This window comes from Streptomyces hamibioticus, from assembly GCF_047946815.1.
Classification (GTDB): Bacteria; Actinomycetota; Actinomycetes; order Streptomycetales; family Streptomycetaceae; genus Streptomyces.
Map to the genome: position 1 here is coordinate 6,309,760 of NZ_JBKKQY010000001.1, position 20,661 is coordinate 6,330,420.

17 protein-coding genes and 1 pseudogene are annotated in these 20,661 nt (G+C 73.4%); 14 read left to right on the forward strand and 4 right to left on the reverse strand.

All coding sequences use genetic code 11. The annotated features are described in order from the left end of the window. The first annotated feature begins 182 nt into the window (after window positions 1–182). Window positions 183–1,391 carry a methionine adenosyltransferase gene (gene metK / locus ACLGIH_RS28680; RefSeq protein WP_416528177.1) on the forward strand — a complete coding sequence of 403 codons (1,209 nt, stop codon included), beginning with the start codon at window positions 183–185 and terminating at the stop codon, window positions 1,389–1,391. Between the two features lie 378 nt (window positions 1,392–1,769). Further along, window positions 1,770–3,971: a primosomal protein N' gene (locus tag ACLGIH_RS28685; RefSeq protein WP_416528178.1), complete on the forward strand. Its 2,202-nt coding sequence runs from the start codon at window positions 1,770–1,772 to the stop codon at window positions 3,969–3,971. A gap of 79 nt (window positions 3,972–4,050) precedes the next feature. Here the strand turns inward: ACLGIH_RS28685 and ACLGIH_RS28690 are convergent, their stop codons facing one another. Then, window positions 4,051–4,617 carry a hypothetical protein gene (locus ACLGIH_RS28690; protein ID WP_416528179.1) on the reverse strand — a complete coding sequence of 189 codons (567 nt, stop codon included), beginning with the start codon at window positions 4,615–4,617 and terminating at the stop codon, window positions 4,051–4,053. 512 nt (window positions 4,618–5,129) lie between these two features. On the opposite strand from ACLGIH_RS28690, the gene fmt reads away from it, so the two are divergent. From fmt to ACLGIH_RS28735, 9 genes are all read left to right on the forward strand, one after another. Further along, complete coding sequence (fmt, locus tag ACLGIH_RS28695) at window positions 5,130–6,062, forward strand: methionyl-tRNA formyltransferase (RefSeq protein ID WP_416528180.1); 933 nt, start codon at window positions 5,130–5,132, stop codon at window positions 6,060–6,062. A gap of 133 nt (window positions 6,063–6,195) precedes the next feature. Then, window positions 6,196–7,614, forward strand: a complete 1,419-nt coding sequence (locus ACLGIH_RS28700; protein ID WP_416528181.1) for an RsmB/NOP family class I SAM-dependent RNA methyltransferase — start codon at window positions 6,196–6,198, stop codon at window positions 7,612–7,614. Window positions 7,615–7,788: 174 nt separating this feature from the next. Next, on the forward strand, window positions 7,789–8,475 hold the full coding sequence (gene rpe / locus ACLGIH_RS28705) for a ribulose-phosphate 3-epimerase (RefSeq protein ID WP_416528182.1): 687 nt from the start codon (window positions 7,789–7,791) through the stop codon (window positions 8,473–8,475). A 152-nt stretch (window positions 8,476–8,627) separates the two neighbouring features. After that, entirely contained in the window at window positions 8,628–9,617 is a 990-nt protein-coding gene (locus tag ACLGIH_RS28710; protein WP_416529504.1) for a sugar-binding transcriptional regulator, read from the forward strand. A gap of 224 nt (window positions 9,618–9,841) precedes the next feature. Continuing rightward, window positions 9,842–10,168, forward strand: coding sequence for a barstar family protein (locus ACLGIH_RS28715; protein WP_416528183.1), 327 nt, complete (start codon window positions 9,842–9,844; stop codon window positions 10,166–10,168). Window positions 10,169–10,309: 141 nt separating this feature from the next. Beyond that, window positions 10,310–11,752 carry a GuaB1 family IMP dehydrogenase-related protein gene (locus ACLGIH_RS28720; protein WP_416528184.1) on the forward strand — a complete coding sequence of 481 codons (1,443 nt, stop codon included), beginning with the start codon at window positions 10,310–10,312 and terminating at the stop codon, window positions 11,750–11,752. 366 nt (window positions 11,753–12,118) lie between these two features. Then, the gene (locus tag ACLGIH_RS28725) at window positions 12,119–13,609 is read left to right on the forward strand and encodes an amino acid permease (RefSeq protein WP_416528185.1); all 1,491 of its coding nucleotides are present in this window, start codon (window positions 12,119–12,121) and stop codon (window positions 13,607–13,609) included. 10 nt (window positions 13,610–13,619) lie between these two features. Further along, window positions 13,620–14,072 (forward strand): Lrp/AsnC family transcriptional regulator, encoded by a 453-nt coding sequence (locus tag ACLGIH_RS28730; protein ID WP_416528186.1) that lies wholly within the window; start codon window positions 13,620–13,622, stop codon window positions 14,070–14,072. 132 nt (window positions 14,073–14,204) lie between these two features. Then, window positions 14,205–15,416 carry an MFS transporter gene (locus ACLGIH_RS28735; protein WP_416528187.1) on the forward strand — a complete coding sequence of 404 codons (1,212 nt, stop codon included), beginning with the start codon at window positions 14,205–14,207 and terminating at the stop codon, window positions 15,414–15,416. On the opposite strand, the pseudogene ACLGIH_RS28740 reads toward ACLGIH_RS28735, so the two are convergent. Continuing rightward, window positions 15,388–15,792: pseudogene (locus ACLGIH_RS28740) on the reverse strand (Repetin); the annotation flags it as partial. The gene ACLGIH_RS28735 and the pseudogene ACLGIH_RS28740 sit on opposite strands and share 29 nt — an antisense overlap. On the opposite strand from ACLGIH_RS28740, the gene ACLGIH_RS28745 reads away from it, so the two are divergent. The 3 genes from ACLGIH_RS28745 (at window position 15,767) to ACLGIH_RS28755 (ending at window position 18,785) form a co-directional block, all read left to right on the forward strand. Then, the gene (locus tag ACLGIH_RS28745) at window positions 15,767–15,961 is read left to right on the forward strand and encodes a hypothetical protein (protein WP_416528188.1); all 195 of its coding nucleotides are present in this window, start codon (window positions 15,767–15,769) and stop codon (window positions 15,959–15,961) included. The pseudogene ACLGIH_RS28740 and the gene ACLGIH_RS28745 sit on opposite strands and share 26 nt — an antisense overlap. A 275-nt stretch (window positions 15,962–16,236) precedes the next feature. Next, a complete protein-coding gene (locus tag ACLGIH_RS28750) occupies window positions 16,237–17,025 on the forward strand; it encodes a carbon-nitrogen hydrolase family protein (protein WP_416528189.1) in 789 nt (262 codons plus the stop codon). A 53-nt stretch (window positions 17,026–17,078) separates the two neighbouring features. Beyond that, the gene (locus ACLGIH_RS28755) at window positions 17,079–18,785 is read left to right on the forward strand and encodes a flavin monoamine oxidase family protein (protein WP_416528190.1); all 1,707 of its coding nucleotides are present in this window, start codon (window positions 17,079–17,081) and stop codon (window positions 18,783–18,785) included. A gap of 55 nt (window positions 18,786–18,840) precedes the next feature. On the opposite strand, the gene ACLGIH_RS28760 is transcribed toward ACLGIH_RS28755, so the two are convergent. Both ACLGIH_RS28760 and ACLGIH_RS28765 read right to left on the reverse strand, forming a co-directional pair. Then, complete coding sequence (locus tag ACLGIH_RS28760) at window positions 18,841–19,770, reverse strand: LLM class F420-dependent oxidoreductase (RefSeq protein ID WP_416528191.1); 930 nt, start codon at window positions 19,768–19,770, stop codon at window positions 18,841–18,843. 89 nt (window positions 19,771–19,859) lie between these two features. Then, window positions 19,860–20,555, reverse strand: coding sequence for a DUF5995 family protein (locus ACLGIH_RS28765; RefSeq protein ID WP_416528192.1), 696 nt, complete (start codon window positions 20,553–20,555; stop codon window positions 19,860–19,862). Window positions 20,556–20,661: the final 106 nt, after the last annotated feature.

Here is a 20,661-nt window from a genome sequence, read left to right on the forward strand (position 1 = left end):
GGCCAAGGGCGCTTGCGTTGGGCAGAATGCCCGTGCCGCAGGTCACAGCGTTTCCGAGGGACGAGACGGGTGGGGCCGCGGCCGAGTGCGACCGATAAACTGTTCCAGGACGTCGCCGGGTGCAGCTCCCCGCGCCGTCCACCAATGATCAGCCAGCAGCCGCTGCAACCCCAGGGAGCGTTGTGTCCCGTCGCCTGTTCACCTCGGAGTCCGTGACCGAAGGTCACCCCGACAAGATCGCTGACCAGATCAGCGACACCATTCTCGACGCGCTTCTGCGTGAGGACCCGTCCTCCCGGGTCGCCGTCGAAACGCTGATCACCACCGGCCTGGTGCACGTGGCCGGCGAGGTCACCACCAAGGCCTACGCGGACATCGCGACCCTGGTCCGCGGCAAGGTCCTGGAGATCGGCTACGACTCCTCCAAGAAGGGCTTCGACGGCGCGTCCTGCGGTGTCTCGGTGTCGATCGGCGCGCAGTCTCCCGACATCGCGCAGGGCGTCGACACGGCCTACGAGAACCGGGTGGAGGGCGACGAGGACGAGCTGGACCGCCAGGGCGCCGGTGACCAGGGCCTGATGTTCGGCTACGCGTCCGACGAGACCCCGACGCTGATGCCGCTGCCGATCTTCCTGGCGCACCGTCTGTCCAAGCGCCTGTCCGACGTGCGCAAGAACGGCACGATCCCCTACCTGCGCCCGGACGGCAAGACGCAGGTCACCATCGAGTACGACGGCGACAAGGCCGTCCGCCTCGACACGGTGGTCGTCTCCTCCCAGCACGCGTCCGACATCGACCTGGACTCGCTGCTCGCCCCGGACATCCGCGAGTTCGTCGTCGAGCCGGAGCTGAAGTCGCTCCTCGACGACGGCATCAAGCTCGACACCGAGAACTACCGCCTGCTGGTCAACCCCACCGGCCGCTTCGAGATCGGTGGCCCGATGGGCGACGCCGGCCTGACCGGCCGCAAGATCATCATCGACACCTACGGCGGCATGGCCCGCCACGGCGGCGGCGCCTTCTCCGGCAAGGACCCGTCGAAGGTCGACCGCTCGGCCGCCTACGCCATGCGCTGGGTCGCCAAGAACGTGGTCGCCGCGGGCCTGGCCTCCCGCTGCGAGGTCCAGGTCGCCTACGCCATCGGCAAGGCCGAGCCGGTCGGCCTGTTCGTCGAGACGTTCGGCACCGCCAAGATCGACGCGGAGAAGATCGAGAAGGCGATCGACGAGGTCTTCGACCTGCGTCCGGCCGCCATCATCCGCGACCTCGACCTGCTCCGCCCGATCTACGCGCAGACCGCCGCGTACGGTCACTTCGGCCGCGAGCTTCCCGACTTCACCTGGGAGCGCACGGACCGCGTGGACGCGCTGCGGCAGGCGGCGGGGCTGTGACGGGGTTGTAGGAGGAACGGTGCGTCGCCAGGCCCGGTGCCCTTCGGGGTACCGGGCCTCGGCGTGCCCGGCACCCGCGGGGACATCGGCTCCCGGTCGGCGGGTATTCGGGTTGCGGTCGGCGGGTCGGATGGGCGGTCGGCCGCTATTCGGGTGCGGGTGGCGAACCGGGGCTCGTAGTCTGGGCCCGCTGACGCCGGGAGCGCCCGGTGCGAAGGCGACGGATACTTCGGGGTACACCCCTCGCGGGTTCGAATCCCGCCGCCGGCCGGCCCGGTCCGGCCGGTGTGGCCGAGTGGTCCAAGGCAGAGTCGCGCCGTCGCCGCCCAGGACCTCGGGCGCCGACGGTTGTCAGTGGGCTTTGGTAAGAATGCAAGCGTGAGCAGCGACAACGGGCAGGCGGGGGGCGGCGCCGAGGGGGCGCCGCCCGAGCAGCTCGCGCTCATTCGGGAGAGCGTCCGCAAGGCGTCCGTGCCCCGGGCCAAGCCGCGGACCTGGCGGGGAGCGGCCCTCGCCAAGGAACTGCCGGTCGCCCGGGTACTGGTCGACAAGGGTGTGCTGCACCTCGACCGGTACTTCGACTACGCCGTCCCCGAGGAGCTGGACGCCGACGCCCAGCCGGGCGTGCGCGTACGGGTGCGCTTCGGGGCCGGGCGGCACCGGGTCAGGGAGGGGCGGCGCGAGGGCGGCGGGCTCGTCGACGGCTTCCTCGTCGAGCGGCTCGCCGTGTCCGACTACTCCGGGCCGCTCGCGGCGCTGGCCCAGATCGTCTCCCCCGAGCCCGTGCTCAGCGAGGAGCTGCTGGGACTCGCCCGTGCCGTCGCCGACCGGTACGCGGGCAGCCTCGCCGACGTGCTGCAGCTGGCCGTGCCGCCGCGCAGCGCCCGCGCCGAGCGGCGGCCGTCGCCGGAGCCGCTGCCACCGCCGCCCGCCCCGCAGGCCGGCACCTGGGGGCGGTACGAGCACGGACCGGCGTATCTGGAGGCGCTGGCCTCGGGCGGATCGCCGCGGGCCGTGTGGAACGCGCTGCCCGGTCCGGCGTGGAGCGAGGAGCTGGCGCGGGCCGTCGCGGCCACGCTGGCCTCCGGACGCGGTGCGCTCGTCGTCCTGCCGGACGGGCGGGCGGTGGCGCGGGTCGACGCCGCGCTGACCTCCGTGCTGGGCGAGGGACGGCACGCGGTGCTCACCGCCGACGCCGGGCCCGAGAAGCGGTACGCGCAGTGGCTCGCGGTGCGGCGCGGCGCCGTACGGGCCGTGATCGGCACGCGCGCCGCCATGTTCGCCCCGGTGCAGGACCTCGGCCTGGTCGCCCTGTGGGACGACGGCGACGACAGCCACAGCGAACAGCACGCCCCGCAGCCGCACGCGCGCGAGGTCCTGCTGCTGCGTGCCGCCCAGGACAGGTGCGGCTTCCTGCTGGGCGGCTTCGGCTGCACGGTGGAGGCCGCCCAGCTGGTGGAGAGCGGCTGGGCCAGGCCGCTGGCCGCCGCGCGTGAGCAGGTGCGGACCGCGGCGCCGCTCGTCCGCACCGTCGGGGACGCCGATCTGGCCAGGGACGAGGCCGCCCAGTCCGCGCGGCTGCCGACCCTCGCCTGGCAGGCCGTCCGGGACGGGCTGCGGCACGGCCCGGTGCTGGTGCAGGTGCCCCGCCGGGGGTACGTGCCGCGGATGGCGTGCGCGGCCTGCCGGGCACCGGCGCGGTGCCGGCACTGTTCCGGACCGTTGGAGGGGCAGGAGTCCGGGGCGGCGCTGCGGTGCGGGTGGTGCGGGCGCGAGGAGAGCGGGTGGCACTGCCCGGAGTGCGGGGCGCTCCGGTTGCGGGCCCAGGTCGTGGGGGCGCGGCGCACCGCGGAGGAGCTGGGGCGGGCCTTCCCCGCCGTTCCGGTGCGGACCTCGGGACGCGAGCATGTGCTCGACACCGTGCCGGGGACGCCGGCGCTGATCGTGAGCACGCCGGGTGCGGAACCCGTCGCCGAGGGCGGTTATGCGGCGGCCTTGCTGCTCGACGGCTGGGCCATGCTGGGCAGGCCCGACCTGCGGGCCGGTGAGGACGCGTTGCGGCGCTGGCTCGCGGCCGGTGCGCTCGTCCGGCCGCAGGGGGCCGGCGGGACCGTGGTCGTCGTGGCGGAGCCGACGCTGCGGCCGGTGCAGGCGCTGGTGCGGTGGGACCCGGTCGGGCACGCCGTGCGCGAGCTGGCCGAGCGCGCCGAGCTGGGGTTTCCGCCGGTGTCGCGGATGGCGGCGGTGTCGGGACCCGGCGAGGCGGTGGCCGACTTCCTCCGTACGGCCGAACTGCCGCCGGAGGCCGAGGTGCTGGGGCCCGTGCCGATGCCGGTCACGGCCGCCGGGCGGGCGCGCAGGCCGGGGGCGCCGCCGCCCGGGGAGCACTGGGAGCGGGCACTGGTGCGGGTGCCGCCCGGGAGCGGGGCCGCGCTGGCCCGTGCGCTGAAGGCCGCGCAGGCGGCGCGGATGGCGCGGGGCGGTGCCGGGGGTGCGGGTGGCGCGGGCGGTGCCGGGGGCGCCGGCGGTGCCGGTGGTGGGGCGGTTCGGGTGCGGATCGATCCGCCGGACATCGGGTGACGCTGTTCCGGACGTGCGGCCGCCCTCCCGGAGGCTTCCGGGAGGGCCGGATGGGCGAGGGCCGGATGGGGGGCGGGCCTCAGCCGTTGCGGGGGCCGGGGAAGGCCGTGGGCCGGGCCTCGTCGCGCAGGGACGGGCTGCCCGCCGTCGGCTGGGTCGGCATGGAGCGGGCGGCGGGGACCGTGGGCACCGTGGGGACGCCGGTGCCCACGGTGACCGTGCGGGTGCCCGACGGCTCCCCGGTGCGCTCGGCCGGTTCGGTGGCGGTGGCGGTGGCAGTGGCGGCGGTCTGGGCCGGGGCGCGGCGGGCGCCGTAACGGCGGTGCACGGCCTGCTTGGTGACGCCGAGGGCCGAGCCCACCGCGTCCCACGAGAAGCCGAGCGAGCGGTCGAAGTCCACGGCGGCCGTGACCAGTGTCTCGACGCTGTCCCGCAGCTCCTGGGCGAGACGGACGGTCGGGGCGGGGGCGCGTCCGTAGACGACGAAGCCCGTGGAGGGGCCGGAGCGGCGCGGGCGGTAGACGTTTCCCAACTGGGCGGTGAGCGTGCGCAGTGCGTCCACCTGCCGGCGGACCCGCTCGATGTCCCGCACCAGCAGGTGCAGGCTGGCCCGAGCCTGGGCGTCGTGGGTTGCGTGGTCGGCCATGAACAAGCCTCTCGAACCGGCGTTGAAAGGAATCGGGCCGCTGGGCGGCCCGTTGGTCAACTCTTTCTTGACCAACGCGGATTCGCTCCGCGGGTCACGGGGTGGGGGCGTGGCGGCATATGCGTACGCCCCCTCGGCCTTCGGCCCCTGGGCTTGTTCCCCGCCCGTGCACCACCCGTTTCCAGTCGGCCGAGAGGTGAACGTCGCCCGTGGGGGCCGTGCGCCGTCGGCGGCTTTCCGTCAGCGGTCCGCCCGCAGCGGTTCCCCACCGGTGGCCTGCCACCAGCGGGCCTCGCGCCGGTGGTTTCCTACCGGCGGGCCTCGCTCCGGTGGCTTCCCACCGACGGGCTCCGCGCCGGTGGCTTCGCGTCAGGCGCTTGCCGTCGGTGACTTGCCCGTCGGGGGCGGGTGGTGCGGCTCGTGGGTGCCGGGGAGGTGGTACGGGCTGTGGAGGGCCGCACATAGACTTGTGCGTTGCCCCACCGTCCCCGCCCGAGAGGCCCCTCCCGCCCATGAAGCTCGTCTTCGCCGGTACCCCCGAGGTCGCCGTTCCCGCCCTGGACGCCCTGATCGCCTCCGGGCGGCACGAGGTGGCCGCCGTCGTCACGCGGCCCGACGCGCCGGCCGGGCGGGGGCGCAGGCTGGTCGCGTCGCCCGTGGCCGAGCGGGCCGAGGAGGCCGGGATCGAGGTGCTGAAGCCGGCGAAGCCGCGGGACCCGGAGTTCCTGGAGCGGCTGCGGGAGATCCGGCCCGACTGCTGTCCCGTCGTCGCCTACGGTGCCCTGCTGCCCCGCGTCGCCCTGGACATCCCCGTGCACGGCTGGGTCAACCTGCACTTCTCGCTGCTGCCCGCCTGGCGCGGAGCCGCTCCCGTGCAGCACGCCATCATGGCCGGCGACGAGATCACCGGCGCGTCCACCTTCCTCATCGAGGAGGGGCTGGACTCCGGGCCCGTCTACGGGACGGTCACCGAGAGCATCCGGCCCACCGACACCAGCGGCGACCTGCTGACCCGGCTCGCCTTCGCCGGCGCCGGGCTGCTCGCCGCGACCATGGACGGCATCGAGGACGGCACGCTGAAGGCGGTACCGCAGCCGGCGGAGGGCGTCACCCTCGCCCCCAAGGTGTCGGTCGAGGACGCGCACGTCGACTGGAGCGTCCCCGCCCTGCGCGTCGACCGGGTGGTGCGCGGCTGCACCCCCGCGCCCGGCGCCTGGACCACCTTCCGCGGTGAGCGGCTCAAGATCGTCCAGGCCGCGCCGGTGCCCGACCGGACGGACCTCGGCCCCGGGCGGATCGCCGCCGGCAAGAACGACGTGTACGTCGGCACCGGCTCGTACGCCGTGGAGCTGCTGTGGGTGCAGGCCCAGGGCAAGAAGCCGATGCGGGCGGCGGACTGGGCCCGCGGGGTGCGGATCGCCGACGGCGAGCGCCTCGGCGGCTGATCCACCGATCCGCCCGGACCGTCCCGGGCCCCCTCGACCGTCCCGGACCGTCCGGCACTTGCGTTCGGATCGTCCCGCCCCGCGGACGTACGCTGGTGGCGCACGTCTTCACATCCACCCGGAGCACCTTTTCGTGAGCGACCAGCCCCGTCGTCCCCGCAAACCCGGCAAGCCCTACCGCCGGCCCAGGAAGGACCCCGTCCGCGTCCTCGCCTTCGAGGCGCTGCGGGCCGTGGACGAGCGGGACGCCTACGCCAACCTCGTCCTGCCGCCGCTGCTGCGCAAGGCACGGGACGCAGGTGACTTCGACGCCCGGGACGCGGCCCTCGCCACCGAGCTGGTGTACGGGACGCTGCGCCGGCAGGGAACCTACGACGCGATCATCGCGGCCTGCGTCGACCGGCCGCTGAGCGAGGTCGACGCGCCCGTGCTCGACGTGCTCGGCCTGGGCGTGCACCAGTTGCTCGGCACCCGGATCCCGACCCACGCCGCGGTGTCCGCCTCCGTCGAGCTGGCCCGGGTCGTGCTCGGTGACGGGCGGGCCAAGTTCGTCAACGCCGTGCTGCGCAAGGTGGCGCAGGACGACCTCGACGGATGGCTGGCGCGGGTCGCGCCCCCGTACGACGAGGACCCCGAGGAGCACCTCGCCGTCGTGCACTCGCACCCGCGCTGGGTCGTCTCCGCGCTGTGGGACTCCCTGGGCGGCACCCGGGCCGGCATCGAGGACCTGCTGGCCGCCGACAACGAGCGGCCCGAGGTGACCCTGGTGGCCCGGCCGGGGCGGGCCGCGCCCGATGAGCTGCTCGGGGCCGAGGCCGCCGTACCGGGGCGCTGGTCGCCGTATGCCGTGCGGCTGACCGAGGGCGGTGAGCCCGGTGCCCTGGACGCCGTGCGTGAGGGGCGGGCCGGCGTACAGGACGAGGGCAGTCAGCTGGTCGCGCTGGCCCTGGCCAACGCCCCGCTGGAGGGGCCCGACCGGCTGTGGCTGGACGGGTGCGCCGGGCCCGGCGGCAAGGCCGCGCTGCTCGGGGCGCTGGCCGCCGAGCGCGGGGCCGCCCTGGTCGCCTCCGAGAAGCAGCCGCACCGGGCCGGGCTCGTGGCCCGGGCGATGGCCGGGAATCCGGGGCCGTACCAGGTGATCGCCGCCGACGGGACCCGCCCGGCATGGCGGCCCGGCAGCTTCGACCGGGTGCTCGTCGACGTGCCGTGCACCGGGCTCGGCGCGCTGCGCCGCCGCCCCGAGGCCCGCTGGCGGCGCCGGCCGGAGGACCTGGACGGCTTCGCCCCGCTCCAGCGCGGCCTGCTGCGCGGCGCCCTGGAGTCGGTGCGCGTCGGCGGCGTGGTCGGCTACGCCACCTGCTCGCCGCACCTCGCCGAGACCCGGGCGGTCGTCGCGGACGTGCTCAAGCAGTACCCCGGCACGGACCTCGTCGACGCCCGCCCCCTGTTCCCCGGCGTACCCGACCTGGGCGAGGGCCCCGACGTCCAGCTCTGGCCCCACGTCCACGGCACCGACGCCATGTACCTGGCTCTCATCCGCCGCACGTCATAACACCGGGGGGCCGCTCCCGACCGCGGCGCGCGGGGACCGCGTGCCCGGCCGAGGGGCCGGAGCGGCGCAGGCGGTAGACGTTTCCCGACTGGGCGGACGGCCCGCGGCGCAAATCCGGCCCGCAGTCCCGGGACCGATGCAAGGCACCCCCCGAGGGCATGGCAGGCTTGGGTCATGGCCGTGCAGATCAACCCCAGCATCCTGTCCGCCGACTTCGCCCGCCTCGCGGACGAGGCCAAGGCGGTCGAGGGAGCCGACTGGCTCCACGTCGACGTGATGGACAACCACTTCGTCCCCAACCTCACACTCGGCGTGCCGGTCGTGGAGTCCCTGGCCCGGGCCACGGACACCCCGCTGGACTGCCATCTGATGATCGAGGCCCCCGACCGCTGGGCGCCCCAGTACGTGGAGGCGGGGGCGGGTTCCGTCACCTTCCACGTCGAGGCGGCCGCCGCCCCGGTGCGGCTCGCCCGCGAGATCCGGGCCAAGGGCGCGCGCGCCTCCATGGCGCTCAAGCCCGCGACGCCGATCGAGCCGTACGAGGACCTGCTCCCCGAGCTGGACATGCTGCTGATCATGACGGTTGAACCGGGCTTCGGTGGGCAGGCGTTCCTGGACATCATGCTGCCCAAGATCCGCCGCACCCGTGAGCTGATCGGCAAGCACGGTCTGGAGCTGTGGCTCCAGGTGGACGGCGGGGTCTCGGCGTCCACGATCGAGCGGTGCGCCGACGCCGGCGCCGACGTCTTCGTCGCGGGTTCGGCCGTGTACGGGGCGTCCGACCCGGCCGAGGCGGTACGTGCACTGCGCACGCAGGCCGAGGCGGCGACGGCCAAGGCGTCGTGGGCGTGCGCCCACTGAAGAACGGGAAGTGAACGGCGTCCATCAGGGCTGATCACGCGTGCAGGATCTGCAAGGATGAACGGCGAATCCAGTGTGTGAACAGTTGAACAGCCCAGTATGTGAACAGTGAGGAGAACGCCGTGTCGGGTATGTCGGCGGGCCGGTCAGCCATGCGGATGGGACCCGCTGAGCTGGTGCAGGCGGCGGCCATGGCCCGCCGCTTCTACCTCGAGGGCAAGTCCAAGATCCAGATCGCGGAGGAGTTCGGCGTCAGCCGCTTCAAGGTGGCCCGGGTCCTGGAGACCGCCCTCGAACGGGACCTCGTACGGATCGAGATCCGGGTGCCGGCCGAACTGGACGCCGAGCGCTCGGACGCGCTGCGCGCCCGGTACGGACTGAGGCACGCGGTCGTCGTGGAGTCCCCGGCGGACGCCGAGGAGACACCTGACCCGGAGAACCTGGGAGAGGTGGCCGCCGATCTGCTCGGCGAGCTGGTCAACGAGGGGGACGTGCTGGGCCTGGCCTGGGGCCGGTCCACCATCCACATGGCGGCGGCGCTGAACCGGCTGCCGCCGTGCACGGTGGTGCAGCTGACGGGCGTGTACGACGCCGGGACCGCCGAGCGCGGCTCGGTCGAGGCCGTGCGCCGGGCCGCCCAGGTGTCCGGCGGCGACGCCCACCCCATCTACGCGCCGATGCTGCTGCCGGACGCGGCCACCGCGCAGGCGCTGCGCCACCAGACCGGCATCGCGCGGGCCTTCGAGTACTTCGACAAGGTCACGGTCGCCTGTGTGTCCATCGGCTCCTGGGAGCCGGGCATCTCGACGGTGCACGACATGCTCAGCGACGAGGAGCGCGCGCACTACGCCTCGCTCGGTGTCGCCGCCGAGATGTCCGCGCACCTCTTCGACGCCGAGGGGCGGCGGGTCGGCCGGGACCTGGGGGAGCGGTGCATCACGGTCAAGGCGGACCAGCTGCGCCGTATCCCGGAGGTCGTCGCGATCGCCGGGGGGCAGCGCAAGGCGGCGGCCATCGACGCGGTGCTGCGCTCCGGTCTCGTCACCAGCCTGGTGACGGACACCTCGGCCGCGGACTATCTCATGGCGGCCGGCCCGACGCCGCGCCCGGCACTCAACCGCGCCGACCCGGACGGCCCCTGACGACGGGTCATTCGCCGGACGGCCGTGGCGGCACCGGCGGCATGCTGCCGGGGTGCGCCCAGCGGACGGCCGCCGTCCGGGAGGGCGAGCCGTCCGCCGTGGCCCGCCGGACGCCGGAGCGCATCGACGCGGGCGGCCCGTTCCCGTACGACCGTGACCGTCACCGGGCGGGGAGACGTACCACACCGACGACCACGACCAATCGTTCAGGGCGGTGCTCAGACATGACGACGACGGATGACCCGGCCGGCCGGATCGTGGTCACGGTGGACCTCGACGGGGTCACCGACAAGGCGGGGCTGATGGACCGGTGCGCCCGGGCCCTGGACCTGCCCGACTGGTTCGGCCGCAACTGGGACGCCCTCGCCGACTCGCTGGCCGACCCGGCCCTGTGGCCCGAGGAAGCCGCGGACCGCGGGCTGCTGGTCGTCGTGCGGGGCTGGCGGGCGTATGCGCAGGCGCGGCCCGAGGAGTGGCAGGTCGCCGAGGAGGTGTTCGCCGAGGCGACGGACCGGGGCCCCGGGCTCTTCGTCACCCTCGGTCTTGGATGATCCTCCGAGAGGGGTTCTGACCAGCCTGGACGATCTGCCGGGGCATGATGCGGCCCGGGCCATGGGAGAATGAAGTACGTGCTCTTTCCCCCTGGCTGACCTGTCCGGGGGCCACCTCTGAACGACTGGGATGTGCAGCACGTGCGTTTCCTCAATGACATCCAGCCCTCGTACGACCTGACGTACGACGACGTCTTCATGGTGCCGAGCCGGTCCGCCGTCGGCTCGCGGCAGGGCGTGGACCTCAGCTCCCCGGACGGCACGGGCACCACCATCCCGCTCGTCGTGGCCAACATGACCGCCATCGCGGGCCGCCGGATGGCCGAGACGGTGGCCCGTCGCGGCGGCCTCGTGGTCATCCCGCAGGACATCCCGATCGAGGTCGTCACCGAGGTGGTCTCCTGGGTCAAGGGCCGGCACCACGTCCTGGACACCCCGATCATGCTCGCCCCGCACCAGACCGTCGCCGACGCGCTGGCCCTGCTGCCCAAGCGGGCGCACAACGCCGGTGTGGTGGTGGACGAGGACCACAAGCCGATCGGCGTGGTCACCGACACCGACCTGACCGGCGTGGACCGCTTCACCCAGCTCGAAGAGGTCATGTCCAAGGACCTGCTGCTGATCGACGCGGACCTGGACCCGCGCGAGGCCTTCAACACCCTCGACCACGCCAACCGCCGCTACGCCCCGGCCGTCGACAAGGACGGCAGGCTGGCCGGCATCCTCACCCGCAAGGGCGCCCTGCGCGCCACGCTGTACACGCCGGCCGTCGACGCGCAGGGCCGGCTGCGCATCGCCGCCGCCGTCGGCATCAACGGCGACGTGGCGGGCAAGGCCAAGCAGCTGCTGGACGCGGGTGTGGACACCCTCGTCATCGACACCGCGCACGGCCACCAGGAGTCGATGATCAGCGCCCTGAAGCTGGTGCGCGCCCTCGACCCGCAGGTTCCGATCGTCGCGGGCAACGTCGTCGCCGCCGCGGGCGTGCGCGACCTGATCGAGGCGGGCGCGGACATCGTCAAGGTCGGCGTCGGCCCCGGCGCCATGTGCACCACCCGGATGATGACCGGCGTCGGCCGGCCGCAGTTCTCCGCGGTACTGGAGTGCGCCGCCGAGGCGCGGAAGTACGGCAAGCACGTGTGGGCCGACGGCGGCGTCCGGCACCCGCGCGACGTGGCCATGGCGCTCGCGGCCGGCGCCTCCAACGTGATGATCGGCTCCTGGTTCGCGGGCACCTACGAGTCCCCGGGCGACCTCCAGCACGACGCGAACGGCCGCGCCTACAAGGAGTCGTTCGGCATGGCCTCCGCCCGCGCGGTGCGCAACCGCACCTCCGAGGAGTCGGCGTACGACCGGGCCCGCAAGGCGCTGTTCGAGGAGGGCATCTCCACCTCCCGGATGTTCCTGGACCCGGCCCGCCCCGGCGTCGAGGACCTGATCGACGCGATCATCGCGGGCGTCCGCTCCTCCTGCACCTACGCCGGTGCCGGCTCCCTGGCGGAGTTCGCCGAGAAGGCCGTGGTCGGCGTCCAGAGCGCGGCGGGCTACGCCGAGGGCAAGCCGCTGCACGCCAGCTGGAACTGAGCCGCCGAGCCGGTTCCGTACGGCCCCCGTTCCTCCCGTTCGCGGGAGGGCGGGGGCCGTCGGCGTTCGCACCTGGCCGGCCGCCGGGCGTCCCGGCGTACGGGTCCGGCGGGCCCGGTCGCACCGGTCCGGCAGCCCCGGTGCAACGGTCCGGTGACCCCGCGCAACGAACGTACGTCACCCCCCGGCCAACGCAACGATCTTGCGGAAGTGCGCAAGGTTGCTGCATTACACGGGCAACCGCTCGGCTTCTAGAGTTCTGCGCTGTACGTGGCGCGGCGGGTACCCCGCTCGGTGGGTCCCCGCATGCGCGGGTCTCCGCCAGGTCTCCGCCGCCCGACATCGGCAGCGACAAGGAGTCCACGCGTGCTCGACCAAGGCGCACCCCCGCAGCAGGGCGCATCGGCCGCCCCACCGTCCCCGGGCCCCGCCGCCCGACTGATGCGCCGCAAACCCGTGGAACGCCTGGTCGCGGAAGGCGGCCAGGGCGAGGGCGGCTCACTGCGCCGCTCCCTCGGCCTGTGGCAGCTGACCATGATCAGCATCGGCGCCACCCTCGGCACCGGCATCTTCGTGGTCCTCGGCGAGGCCGTCCCCAAGGCCGGACCGGCCGTCACGCTCTCCTTCGTCATCGCCGGTCTCACGGCGCTCTTCTCGGCCCTGTCCTACGCCGAGCTGGCCGGCACCATCCCGGTCTCCGGCTCCTCCTACTCGTACGCGTACGCAACGATGGGCGAACTGATCGCCTGGGTCTGCGGCTGGTGCCTGGTCCTGGAGTACGGCGTGTCGGTCGCCGCCGTCGCCGTCGGCTGGGGGGAGTACCTCAACGAGCTGCTCGACGGCACCATCGGCGTCACCATCCCGGCCGCGCTGTCCGCCCCGCCCGGCGACGGCGGCATCTTCAACCTGCCCGCGCTGGTCGTCGTCCTGCTCGCCATGGCGTTCCTGCTGGGCGGCGCCCGCGAGTCCGCCCGCGCCAACACCATCATGGTGATGGTGAAGATCGGCGCGCTGGTGCTGTTCTGCGCCATCGGCGTCCAGGGCTTCCGCTCCGGCAACTACGAGAACTTCATGCCGCTCGGCATGGCCGGCGTCAGCGCGGCCGGGGCGACGCTCTTCTTCTCGTACATCGGCTTCGACGCCGCCTCCACCGCCGGTGAGGAGGCCAAGAACGCCCAGCGCGACCTGCCGCGCGCGATCATGCTGTCCCTGGTCATCATCACCACGCTGTACGTGCTGGTCGCGGCCGTCGCCGTCGGCGCCAAGCCCTGGCGGAGCTTCACCGACTCCGAGGCCTCCCTCGCTCAGATCATGAGCGACGTCACCGGCCAGAGCTTCTGGGGCACCCTGCTGGCCTTCTGCGCGGTCATCGCCATCGCCAGCGTCGTGCTGACGGTGCTCTACGGCCAGACCCGCGTCCTGTTCGCCATGTCCCGGGACGGGCTGGTGCCCAAGGTGTTCTCCAAGGTCCACCCCAGGACCGGCACCCCCCGCACCAACACCCTGATCGTCTCCCTGTTCTGCGGTGTCCTGGCCGCGGCCATCCCGCTGGGCCAGCTGGCCGACGCCACCAGCATCGGCACCCTCTTCGCCTTCGCCCTGGTCAACGTGGCCGTCGTGGTGCTGCGCCGGACCCGCCCGGACATGCCCCGCAGCTTCCGCGTGCCGCTGTCACCGATCCTGCCCGCCCTGGGCTTCGCCTTCTGCCTCTGGATGATGGGCAGCCTGTCCACCGTCACCTGGGTGGTGTTCGGTGTCTGGATGGCCGTCGGGCTCGTGTTCTACTTCGTGTACGGCTACCGCCGCTCCCGGCTCGCCGCACCGGAACCATCGGACATCCCAGCAGAAGCGAAGTGAACAACCCCCCGTGCTGAACGATCTCGACGAACGCATCGTGCACGCCCTCGCCGAGGACGCCCGCCGCTCCTACGCGGACATCGGGCAGCTGGTCGGCCTCTCCGCGCCCGCCGTCAAGCGGCGCGTGGACCGGTTGCGCGCCACCGGCGCCATCACCGGCTTCACCGTCCGGGTCGACCCGGCCGCACTCGGCTGGGAGACCGAGGGGTTCGTCGAGATCTTCTGCCGCAGCAACACCTCGCCGGAGACCATCCAGCGGGGCCTGGAGCGCTATCAGGAGGTCGTGGCCGCGTCCACCGTCACCGGGGACGCGGACGCGGTCGCCCAGGTCTTCGCCTCCGACATGCGGCACTTCGAACGGGTCCTGGAGCGGATCGCCGGGGAGCCGTTCGTGGAGCGGACCAAGTCCGTGCTGGTGCTGTCCCCGCTGCTGCGGCGCTTTTCCTCGGGTTCTCCCACCTGAGCCCACCCGAGGCGAGACAGGCCGTAACATCTGTGTCATGACCTGGCGACATTGATCCACCCGCCGTGCCTCCCGAGGACCGCCTCGGACACCGCGCATCCGGTGTCCGATCCGCCCCCTCGGGAAGGCCTCATGACTCTCTCACCCGAGCGTGCGCCCGCCACCGCCGGTACCCGGCGGCTGACGCGCACGCTGTACGCCTCCGCGTTCTGCGACGAGTTCGTCCTGCTCTACCCGGTGTACGCGCTGCTGTTCAGCGACACCGGCCTGTCCGTCTGGCAGGTCTCCTCCCTGTTCGCCCTGTGGTCGCTGACCGGCATGGCGCTGGAGGTGCCCTCCGGCGCCTGGGCCGACGCCTTCTCGCGGCGGCTGCTGCTGGTGCTCGGACCTCTCCTCACCGCCGCCGGCTTCGCCCTGTGGGTGCTCGTGCCGTCCTACGGCGCCTTCGCCCTCGGCTTCGTGCTGTGGGGCGCCGGCGGAGCGCTCGGCTCGGGCGCGCTGGAGGCGCTGGTCTACGACGAGCTGGACCGGCTCGGCGCGGCCGGCCGCTACGCGGCCGTCATGGGCCGGGCCCGCGCGATCGGCATCGCGGCGACCATGACCGCGATGGGCCTGGCCGGTCCGGTGTTCGACCTGGGCGGCTACGAGGCCGTGGGCGCGGCGAGCGTGCTGATCTGCCTGCTCGGCGCGGTGGTGGCGACCCGGTTCCCCGAGCACCGCGAGCCGGACGCCGGCGCTGACCGCTGGACCGCGACCCTGCGGGCGGGACTCGCCGAGGCCCGCGCCGACCGGTCGGTGCGCGGTGCCCTGCTGCTGGTGCCGGCCGTGACCGCGGTGTGGGGCGCGCTCGACGAGTACACACCGCTGCTGGTGCGCGACACCGGTGTGGCGCACGAGACGGTCCCCTGGCTGTTGCTGGTGATCTGGGCTGGCGCCACGGCCGGCAGTCTGCTGGCCGGGATCGCCGAACGGCTGACCACGACCGGGTTCGCCGCCCTGCTCACCGGCTCCGCGCTCGCCCTGGCGGCGGGTGCCGTGGCGGGCACCCCGGTCGCCCTGCTTCTGGTGGCGGTGGCCTTCGGCGGCTTCCAGCTGGCGACCGTGCTGGCCGACGCCCGCCTCCAGCGGCGCATCGACGACACCGGCCGGGCCACGCTGACCTCGGTCGCGGGCCTGGGCACCGAGCTGGGCACCCTCGCCACCTACGGCGCCTACGCGGCGGCGGCCACCGTGACGGGGCACGGCACCGCGTTCGCCTGGTCCGCGGTGCCGTACCTGCTGACGGCGCTGCTCCTGGTGACCGCCGGCCGGGCTGGAGCCGCGGCTGCCAGGGCACGACCCTGAAGTCGCCGGTGCCCTTCTCGACCTTCTCGAAGGGCGACGACCCGACGCACCGGGGCAGCTCCCCGCCTTCCGCGGAGCTGCCCGTCGCGGCCCAGCCGCAGCCGAGCCGGTCGTGGCGGCCGAGGTCTTGGACGGTGATGCCGACCCGTTCGCCCTCGGCGCCGGGCAGGTCGGAGTCGGTGATGACGCCGGAGACGACGGCGACCTCACCGCCGGTCAGGAGGCGGTCGACCTCGGCCTTCGCCCTCGCCCCGTTGCCGTTCACGTAGTGGCCGAACTCGAAGGTGCCGGTGGCCCTGAGCGGATCGTCGTTGTGCCGCGCGGCCAGGTGGGCGTCGAAGGAGAAGGTGATGTCGTCCCCGGCCGACCGGTACAGCCCGGCGGTGCCGGTGAGCGCGGCCGCCTGTCTCGGGTGCCGCTCCTCGTGGGGGCCCGAGGCGACGGCGGCACCTGTCGTGGCGGCGGTGAGCAGCAGTGCGGCGCACAGCACGGCAGTCGTCGTACGGCGTTTCATGGCGGTCCTCTCCGCAGGCGGAAGCGGCTGAACGGAACGGTCACCACTGTTCCGGCGCCGCGCCCGCGGCACATCGCGCCCGGGGCGGGAGCGCCCTCCCCCGCGCGACGGGGACCGGGCGGCAGCTCTGCGCCCCCGAGAGGAGGGGAGGTACGCCGCGAGGCGCGCAATGAATCGCCGGACGCCGTCCGGCGAACGCAACGAACCGCTCACCGGCGCGCAACGGCTCCTCCTTGTCCGGCCCGGACCACCGACCGTACGGTCTATCTGGCCCCCGAATCCCCCGCCCACCGGTGAGGAACACGCATGCGCACCGCCCTGCTCCAGAGCTCCGGCCACCCCGGCTCCACCGTCGAGAACCTCAAGGTCCTCGACGAGGCCGCGGGCCGGGCCGCCGCCGCGGGGGCCGGGCTGCTGGTGACGTCGGAGATGTTCCTGACCGGGTACGCGATCGGCGACGGCATCGCCCGGCTGGCCGAGCCCGCCGACGGCGACTCGGCGGACGCGATCGCGGAGACCGCCGCCCGGCACGGCGTCGCCGTCGCCTACGGCTACCCCGAGCGGGACGGCGACGCCGTGTACAACGCGCAACAGCTGATCTCCGCCGACGGCACCCGGCTCGCCAACTACCGCAAGACGCACCTCTTCGGCTGCTTCGAGCGGGAGCACTTCACGCCGGGCGGGCAGCCGGTCGTCCAGACCGAGCTGAACGGCCTCACCGTCGGCCTGATGATCTGCTACGACGTCGAGTTCCCGGAGAACGTCCGCGCCCACGCCCTCGCCGGCACCGACCTGCTGCTCGTCCCCACCGCGCAGATGCACCCGTTCCAGTTCGTCGCCGAGCACGTGGTGCCGGTGCGGGCCTTCGAGAACCAGATGTACGTGGCGTACGTCAACCGGGTCGGCCACGAGGGCGGGTTCGAGTTCGTCGGGCTCTCCACGCTCGCCGGCCCCGACGGAGTCGCCCGCACCCGGGCCGGGCGCGGGGAGGAACTCGTCCTCGCCGACGCCGACCCGGAGTTCCTCGCCGCCTCCCGGGAGGCGAACCCGTATCTGAAGGACCGCCGCCCCGGCCTCTACGGGTCCCTTCTCTGATCTCCGCCCAGAACCCCCACCCCCGCTTCACCCGTGCAAGGAGTCCGTACCCCATGACGTCCACCGTGCCCAACGCAGTCGAGCACGCCGACGAGCAGCAGCCGCCGATCACCATGTTCGGCCCGGACTTCCCGTACGCGTACGACGACTTCCTGGCCCACCCGGCCGGCCTGGGCCAGATACCCGCGACCGAGCACGGCACCGAGGTCGCCGTCATCGGCGGCGGTCTGTCCGGCATCGTCGCCGCGTACGAGCTGATGAAGATGGGCCTGAAGCCGGTCGTGTACGAGGCCGACCAGATCGGCGGCCGGCTGCGCACCGTCGGCTTCGAGGGCTGCGGCGACCGGACGGACGGGCTGACCGCCGAGATGGGCGCCATGCGCTTCCCGCCGTCCTCCACCGCGCTCCAGCACTACATCGACCTGGTCGACCTGAAGACCAGGCCCTTCCCGAACCCGCTGGCCGAGGCCACCCCGTCGACCGTGGTCGACCTCAAGGGCGAGACGCACTACGCCGAAACGCTCGACGACCTGCCCCAGGTCTACCGGGACGTCGCCGACGCCTGGGCCCGGTGCCTGGAGGAGGGCGCCGACTTCTCCGACATGAACCGCGCCCTGCGCGAGCGCGACGTCCCGCGCATCCGCGAGATCTGGGCGAAGCTGGTCGAGAAGCTCGACAACCAGACCTTCTACGGCTTCCTCTGCGACTCCGAGGCGTTCAAGTCCTTCCGGCACCGCGAGATCTTCGGCCAGGTCGGCTTCGGCACGGGCGGCTGGGACACCGACTTCCCGAACTCCATCCTGGAGATCCTGCGCGTCGTCTACACCGAGGCCGACGACCACCACCGCGGTATCGTCGGCGGCTCGCAGCAGCTGCCGCTCAGGCTCTGGGACCGCGAGCCGGAGAAGATCGTCCACTGGCCGCACGGCACCTCGCTCAAGTCCCTCCACGTGGACGGCGAGCCGCGCCCGGCCGTGACCCGGCTGCACCGCACCGCCGGCAACCACATCACGGTGACGGACGCGGCCGGCGACATCCGCACCTACCGGGCGGCGATCTTCACCGCCCAGTCCTGGATGCTGCTCTCCAAGATCGACTGCGACGACTCGCTGTTCCCGATCGACCACTGGACCGCGATCGAGCGCACCCACTACATGGAGTCCAGCAAGCTCTTCGTGCCCGTCGACCGGCCCTTCTGGCTCGACAAGGACGAGGACACGGGCCGGGACGTCATGTCGATGACGCTCACCGACCGGATGACCCGCGGCACCTACCTGCTCGACGACGGTCCGGACAAGCCCGCGGTCATCTGCCTCTCCTACACCTGGTGCGACGACAGCCTGAAGTGGCTGCCGCTGTCCGCGAACGAGCGGATGGAGGTCATGCTGAAGTCGCTCGGCGAGATCTACCCGAAGGTCGACATCAGGAAGCACATCATCGGCAACCCGGTGACCGTCTCCTGGGAGAACGAGCCCTACTTCATGGGCGCGTTCAAGGCCAACCTGCCCGGCCACTACCGCTACCAGCGGCGCCTGTTCACCCACTTCATGCAGGACCGGCTGCCCGAGGACAAGCGGGGCGTCTTCCTGGCCGGCGACGACATCTCCTGGACGGCCGGCTGGGCCGAGGGCGCCATCCAGACCGCGCTGAACGCGGTCTGGGGCGTCATGCACCACTTCGGCGGGACCACCGATCCGGCCAACCCCGGGCCCGGCGACGTCTACGACGAGATCGCGCCGGTGGAACTCCCGGAGGACTGAGCCAGGGCCGGAGTCCGGCTCGGATGCCGGCCGGGGCCCCTGCTCGGGTCCCGGCTCAGATCCCGGCCGCCCGCGCCTTCTCGTAGACCTCGGCGGCGAGATCCTTGAGCTCCTCGGCGTCCCGCGGGCTGTCCTGGAGGTCGATCAGGATCTCGTCGAGACCGATCTCGGCGTGGGCGGCCAGATCCGCGACGATCTGGTCGACGCTGCCCTGGAACGGGCGGCGCCGTCCCTGGTCGTGGGCCTCCTTGCGGTACTGCGCGTTGACCCGCAGCACCGTCTGGATCGGCTCCGTCCGCCCCCGCTCGGCGGCCAGGTCGCGCAGCTGCCGCCACTCCTCGGCCACCGCCTCGGCTCCCATGCCCACCGGCAGCCAGCCGTCGGCGTGGTCGACCAGCCGGCGCCGGGCCCTGCCACTGCCCGCCGCCAGCAGGATCGGGATCGGCCGGGCGGGCTTGGGCCCGACCACGGCGGGCGCGATCCTCGTCAGGTGCCCCTCGTACGTCACCGGGTCCGGGCCCCAGACCGCACGGCACACCTCGATCAGCTCGTCCAGCGCCTGCCCGCGCTCCTCGAACGGGCGCACCGACGCCGCCGCGTACTCGTCGTGCGACCAGCCGGTGCCGAAGCCCGCGATCACCCGGCCGCCGCTCGCCGCGTCCAGCGAGGCCAGGGCCTTGGCGAGCTGGAACGGCACGTGCAGCGGGGCGACGAGCACGCTGGTGCCCAGCCGGGCCCGTTCGGTGGCCGCCGCGGCGAGGGTCAGCGTGACCAGCGGCTCGGCGACGCCCCGGTAGGTATCCGGCCAGGGCTGGCCCTCGATGCCGTACAGCCCCTGGGTAGCGGGCTCCGGGAACAGGGCCCGCTCGAACACCCACAGGCTGTCGTATCCGGTGCGCTCCGCGGCGCGGGCCACGTCGGGGACGTCCTTGCCGAGGTCGTACTGACGCATCTGGGGGAGGCCGAGTCCGAGCCGGGTCGCCATACCTGTGCTCCTTCGCCGTCGAAGTTCCCGAACCGCCAACGTACAGCGCACACCGGGGAATTCCGGGCGGTGCAGGGCGGATGGCCGGATCAGTCCGGCAGCGGCGTGAGGAGCATGCGGCCCGCGAAGCCCACCGCCGCGTCCAGCCGCTCGGTGAACTCCCCGGCCACGTCCGGCAGTCGGCGCAGCGCCCACAGCGCGCGGGCCGCCGCCCAGGTGGCGTCCCGGGCGCGCTCCAGGCTCCAGGAGCCCAGCAGATGGGTGAGCGGGTCGGCGATCTGGAGCAGATCGGGGCCCGGCATCAGATCTTCGCGGATGCGCTCCTCCAGCGACACGAGGAGATCGCCCACGCGGTCGAACTCGTCCTCCAGGTCGGCGGGTTCGCAGCCGAGCGTACGACAGGTGTCCACGACGGCGAGCGCCAGGTCGTGGCCGATGTGCGCGTTGATGCCCGCGAGCGCGAACTGCAGCGGCCGTACGCCGGGATGCCGGCGGAACTGGAACAGCGGGCGCCAGCAGGCCGGTGGCCGCCGGTCGGCGGCCACCGCGTCGACGGCGGCCAGGTACCGCTCCGCGAACCGCACGTCCAGTGCGATCGCCGCCCGCGCGTCCGTGAACCGCCCCGCGTCGATGTGCCGGTCGACGGCCTCCGTGACGGCCAGGTAGACGCGGTTGAATACGGCGACCCCGTCCCGTCCGGGCAGGTCGGTGTCCAGGGCGCGCATCCGGGACAGGACGGTGTCCACCGTGCCGACGGCCGTGGTGACTCGCTCGCAGTGCGCCATGGCGGCAGGGTCGCAGCTTTAGGGTGGCGGGAGTACCGGCGGGCCCGGTGCTTCCCCGGAACGGGGTAACGCCCGCCGCGTGGGGGGAGGGGGACGCACGTTCAGG

Coding starts and splice junctions, on each gene's coding strand:
- ACLGIH_RS28710 (WP_416529504.1), top strand. CDS start 8,628: ATGCGGATGGGACCCGCTGAGCTGGTGCAGGCGGCGGCCATGGCCCGC.
- ACLGIH_RS28715 (WP_416528183.1), top strand. CDS start 9,842: ATGACGACGACGGATGACCCGGCCGGCCGGATCGTGGTCACGGTGGAC.
- ACLGIH_RS28750 (WP_416528189.1), top strand. CDS start 16,237: ATGCGCACCGCCCTGCTCCAGAGCTCCGGCCACCCCGGCTCCACCGTC.
- ACLGIH_RS28760 (WP_416528191.1), bottom strand. CDS start 19,770: ATGGCGACCCGGCTCGGACTCGGCCTCCCCCAGATGCGTCAGTACGAC.
- ACLGIH_RS28735 (WP_416528187.1), top strand. CDS start 14,205: ATGACTCTCTCACCCGAGCGTGCGCCCGCCACCGCCGGTACCCGGCGG.
- ACLGIH_RS28765 (WP_416528192.1), bottom strand. CDS start 20,555: ATGGCGCACTGCGAGCGAGTCACCACGGCCGTCGGCACGGTGGACACC.
- ACLGIH_RS28745 (WP_416528188.1), top strand. CDS start 15,767: ATGTCGTCCCCGGCCGACCGGTACAGCCCGGCGGTGCCGGTGAGCGCG.
- fmt (WP_416528180.1), top strand. CDS start 5,130: ATGAAGCTCGTCTTCGCCGGTACCCCCGAGGTCGCCGTTCCCGCCCTG.
- ACLGIH_RS28755 (WP_416528190.1), top strand. CDS start 17,079: ATGACGTCCACCGTGCCCAACGCAGTCGAGCACGCCGACGAGCAGCAG.
- rpe (WP_416528182.1), top strand. CDS start 7,789: ATGGCCGTGCAGATCAACCCCAGCATCCTGTCCGCCGACTTCGCCCGC.
- ACLGIH_RS28690 (WP_416528179.1), bottom strand. CDS start 4,617: ATGGCCGACCACGCAACCCACGACGCCCAGGCTCGGGCCAGCCTGCAC.